This is a genomic window from Stenotrophomonas sp. 05L44_2 (assembly GCF_056665995.1).
On sequence record NZ_JBFTNR010000287.1, the window covers coordinates 1 to 4828 of the forward strand.

The 4828-nt window shown below is 66.8% G+C and carries 4 protein-coding genes; 2 read left to right on the forward strand and 2 right to left on the reverse strand.

Annotation, left to right across the window (positions count from 1 at the left end):
• Positions 1-401: 401 nt before the first annotated feature.
• Entirely contained in the window at positions 402-1571 is a 1170-nt protein-coding gene (locus tag AC1VAN_RS11490) for a class I SAM-dependent rRNA methyltransferase (protein WP_480985835.1), read from the forward strand.
• Positions 1572-1643: 72 nt separating this feature from the next.
• On the opposite strand, the gene AC1VAN_RS11495 is transcribed toward AC1VAN_RS11490, so the two are convergent.
• Both AC1VAN_RS11495 and AC1VAN_RS11500 read right to left on the reverse strand, forming a co-directional pair.
• Complete coding sequence (locus AC1VAN_RS11495; protein WP_282280080.1) at positions 1644-2510, reverse strand: hypothetical protein; 867 nt, start codon at positions 2508-2510, stop codon at positions 1644-1646.
• On the reverse strand, positions 2507-3325 hold the full coding sequence (locus AC1VAN_RS11500) for a protein klaA (protein WP_032978497.1): 819 nt from the start codon (positions 3323-3325) through the stop codon (positions 2507-2509). Before AC1VAN_RS11500 ends, AC1VAN_RS11495 begins: the two co-directional genes overlap by 4 nt.
• Positions 3326-3481: 156 nt before the next feature.
• Here AC1VAN_RS11500 and AC1VAN_RS11505 point away from each other — a divergent pair, with 156 nt between their 5' ends.
• Positions 3482-4723: a dipeptidase gene (locus AC1VAN_RS11505; protein ID WP_032978500.1), complete on the forward strand. Its 1242-nt coding sequence runs from the start codon at positions 3482-3484 to the stop codon at positions 4721-4723.
• Positions 4724-4828: the final 105 nt, after the last annotated feature.

Sequence of the window (4828 nt, forward strand, 5' to 3'; positions counted from 1 at the left end):
ACCTTGTGCGGGCCACCGTGGCGCATCAATACGAGGTCGACCAGCAGGGCGATGACCACCACCGCTGCGAAGCCGCCCCACAACCACAAATTACCGATCGTCTGCATGGGTTTGTCCGTTGGGAAATGAAAAATGCCTCAAGCCGGACGGCGAGGATCTGCAACGGAGGATCGGGAGGGGATCCAGGGACAGAGCTTCGCCAGTACGGCGAAGGTCTCGCTCGCAGTTCCGATGGGCCGGAACTGCCGTTGCACCGGAGCCTGCGGGCTCGAATTGACGGCGACAACGTCTGGGAGCTACTCCCCTTCTGCAGCCGATTCTGCGGCCTGGCCGGGCCCGCGTCAAATGGCGGGCCTTCACCGGATTTCCGGCGCCCCATGCCCCCCGGCTACAATAGGTGGATGAATACCCCCCTTCCCGTTGTCCGCCTCAAGAACGCGTGGCGTTCCAGCCACCCGTGGATCTTCCAGAAACTGGTCGAGAAGCCGACCGTCCGGCCCAAGCCCGGCTCCCTCGTCGATGTCGTCGGCGTGGATGGCGAGTTCATCGGCCGTGGCTTCTACAACGGGCATTCGCGTATTGCCGTACGCATCCTCGAAACCGACCCGCAGATCCCGCTGGATGCCGGCTGGTTCTCGCGCAAGATCGCCCAGGCGGTGTCGCTGCGTCGTGAGGTGCTGAAGCTCGATGCGGTGTCCGACGCCTGGCGCGTGGTGCACAGCGAGGGCGATGGCCTGTCCGGCCTGGTGGTSGACCGCTACRRCGACCTGGTRGTGGTGGAGTTCTTCGCCGCCGGCATGTTCCGCCACCGCGAATGGATCTACGACGCCCTGCGTGAACAGTTCCCGGGTTGCCGCTTCCACAGCTTCGCCGACGAACACGTGCAGAAGCAGGAAAGCTTCGATTTCCACGGCAACACCACCACCGAAGCGTCGGTGATCACCGAGTACGGCATCAAGTTCCGTGCCGACCCGGCCGGTGCGCACAAGACCGGTTTCTTTGCCGACCAGCGCGAGAACCGTGAGTGGCTGAGCCAGCAGGTGGAAGGCAAGAGCGTGCTCGACCTGTGCTGCAACACCGGCGGTTTCGCCGTGTACGCGGCCGCGCGCGGTGCATCGGAAGTGGTCGGCATCGACATCGATGAGGACGTCATCCAGATCGCCAAGGGCAATTCACGTCTGAACAACGTGCGCCCGAAGTTCGTCCAGTCCGACATCTTCCCGTGGCTGCGCGATGCGGCCAACCGCGGTGAGCAGTACGACGTGGTGATCCTGGACCCGGCGAAGATGACCCGCGACCGCGACCAGGTCATCACCGCGCTGAAGAAGTACCTGGACATGAACAAGCTGGCGCTGGGCGTGGTCAAGCCCGGTGGCCTGTTCGCCACGTTCTCCTGCACCGGCCTCGTGGCCGAGGACCAGTTCCTGGACATGCTGCGTCGTGCGGCGTACTTCTCCGGCCGCACCATCCAGATCCTGAAGGTGGCCGGCGCCGGCCCGGACCATCCGTTCATGGCCCACGTGCAGGAATCGCGTTACCTGAAGGCCGTGTTCTGCCGCGTGGTGGACTGACCTACGGGGTGTGGAGCCGGGCGATGCCCGGCTCCCCCACACAGCGCCGAAGACTGCCCCCGCGCGCCAGCCTCAGGGCTGCGCGCGTGGCGGCGCAGGAACCGGCTGCAGCTGCTGCAGCAACCCGTTGATCACCTCGGACCTGCGCCGCAGATGGTGGCCGAGCACGATCGCCACCGCGCCCAGCGCCAGCAGCGCCGGAACCGCGAGCAGCGCGAGCACCCAGCCGACGTCGAACAGAAGCCAGCCCAGCAGACGCTGCTGATGCAATCGCTGCGACCGTTCAGAGCGGGGCAGCCCTGCTGCCTTCTCGAAGCGGGACTGCATTGCCGGCGATACCGGAACACCGATGTCTTCGCCATTGGCCAACGCACGGGCAGTGGCGACCACGGCCGACGAGGCGACGCCGTAGGGAAGCTCCTGCTGTGCACGCAGATAGGCCTGCCACTGGGGGCTGAAGCCGCTGAAGTCTGGACTGGCGATCAGCGCGTCCAGCTGGCGATAGTCGAGGCGATCGCCCTGGCCGATGGCGGGTGCGGTGATGCCCATGCTTCCCCAGGCACCGCACAGCAGCATCGAACCCAGCGCGAATGACCAGGCGAAGCGGCGAAGGCGATGGCGGCTGAGCAGGTCGCGCACGCCGAAGAACATCCACACCAGCAGCAAGGGGGTCATGACCAGCAGGATGAGCAACTGCCTGCCCGTGTCCTTCGACCCATAGCCGGCCGGCACCTGTGCCCACGACGGGGGGCCCAGCTCGGTGCCGGTAAATGCCAGCGCCATGCAGGACAGCGCCGTTGCCGCCAGCGGAAGGCAGGCCAGGCCGAAGACCCGCAGCAGCGAGGCCCGCCGGTAGAACGCGCGCAGGCCCGGAACAGCCTCCACCCGCGCCTGCAGATCCGGCGGGATCTGCAGCGGATCGCGTACCGGCGCGCTCATGCCGGCACCGCCGATGTGCGCAGCAACTGCTGCAGGGCCTGTTTCAGCTGGTCCTGTGCCTGGGCCGCGCTGGCGATCATCTGCGGGCTGGCGTTGTCGCTGTTGTGCAGCGCCTGGATGGTCTGGCGCCAGATCGGCAACAGGATTTGCACCGTCTCGCTGTAACGGTCCAGCAGGTCGATGGCATGGCTGCGTGCCAGCTGCACCTGCATCCGGCTCATCGAATGGCTGGCCAGCAGCGCGGTCAGGTTGGCTACGCGGCGTTGCAGCCGCTCGACCGGACGGTCGAGCACCGGCGCGCCATCGTCGCTGTCGACGGCCGCTGGCAGCTCCTGCAGGAACTGCACGCCTGCATCGATGTACACCTGCAGTCGCACCCCCTGCACGTCATGCTCGAGCAGCTGCGCATCCAGTCGATCGACGCTGGCCCGCACGGCGATGGCTTCGCGCTCGATCCTGGCCAGGACGTCGCCGTTGCTGCCCATGGCAATGCGACGGCGCAGGCGTTCTTCGATATCGGCACCGGTGAACCGCTCCCACCATCCCGCGCGCTGCAGCAGCGCATTGGGATCGTGTTCGGACAGCCGGCTGACCAGTTCGGCAAGCGCCTGGGCCAGTGCGTTGGCGCTGCCATCCTGCCAGGCCGGCTCGGCGCTGGCGCTGGCCAGGTCGGCCGGGCCATAGCGGCCGATGTCGGTACGCCCGGCAAACAACGTTGGCAGCACATCACGCTTGAGCTGTTCGACGGTGACCGTGCTGGCGGGGACGGGGGCCTGGCCCTGCGCGGGCAGCGCTGGAGGCTGGGAGTTCGACATCAATGCTTCCATTCCATGGTCGACGCAGCACGCGGTGCTGCACGCTGACTTATCGGCTGCCGGCGAGTGTAATGGAGCTGGCGGATCAATACGGCACTACCGGCGTTGGCCGTCGCGGCGCTATGGTCGTGTCCTTCCCATTGCCGGTGGATGCCCATGCCGTCGTTGCGTCGTCTGTCCCTGCTGCTCGCCCTGGCGCTGAGTGCGCCGCTGTCCGCCCATGCCATCGACTTCAGCGCGCAGGAGCTGGCCCGTGCCAAGGCACTGCAGCAGCGCCTGCTGACCCTGGACAGTCATCTGGATACGCCGGCCAATTTCGGCCGCGACGGCTTCGACATCGAGCAGCGGCACGACCGCAACGCACTCTCGCAGGTGGACTACCCGCGCATGGTCGAAGGTGCGCTTGATGGCGGCTTCTGGGCGATCTATACCGACCAGGGCGACCGCACGGCCGCCGCGCATCTGGCCGAGCGCGACCACGGCCTGCAGCGGTTGCTGGAGATCCGGCAGATGCTGGCCGCCAATCCCGAGCGCTTCGCATTGGCGCTGACCGCCGATGACGCGGCGCGGATCAAGGCCGCCGGCAAGCGCGTGGTCTACATCAGCATGGAGAACGCCAGTCCGCTGGTGGCCGATCCCAGCCTGCTGTCGTTCTATCACCGTGCGGGCCTGCGCCTGCTCAGCACCGTGCACTTCGCCAACAACGAGTTCGCCGATTCGGTCACCGATCCCAAGGGGGCTGAATGGAAGGGCCTGAGCCCGGCTGGCAAGGACCTGGTGCGCGAGGCGGTGAAGCTGGGCATCGTCATCGACCAGTCGCACGCCTCCGATGCCGTGTTCGACGATCTGCTGGCGATGATGCCGGTGCCGTTCGTGCTGTCGCACAGCTCGGCCAAGGCGGTCTACGACCACCCACGCAATCTTGATGACGCGCGCCTGCGCAAGCTGGCCAAGGCTGGCGGGGTGATCCAGGTGAACGCGTACGGCGGCTACCTGATCGACACCGCCAAGTCGCCCGAGCGCAAGCAGGCCGAAGAAGCCCTGAGCAAGCAGCTGGGTGGCTGGGAAGGCATGACCATCGAACAGGGCGTGGCGCTGCAGAAGGCCGAGCAGGCACTGGACCACGAACACCCGGTGCGCCACGCCAGCCTGGACGACTTCTTCGCCCATTTCGAGCACATCCTGAAGGTGGTCGGCCCCGAGCACGTCGGCATCGGTCTGGACTGGGATGGCGGTGGTGGCCTGAGCGACCTGCCCGATGTCAGCCAGCTGCCGAAGATCACCGCGTGGCTGCTGCGCAAGGGGTACAGCGAACAACAGATCGCCGCCATCTGGGGCGGCAACCTGTTGCGGGTGATGCGCCAGGCGCAGGACTACGCGGCAAAGCAGGGCGGTTAGCCGCCCTGCGGTAGTGCCGGCACGACCCAAAGACCGCCGGGCATGGCCCGGCGCTGCCTTTACCGGCCGATCAGCGCGTTGCGACGGCTGTAGGCGAAGTACAGC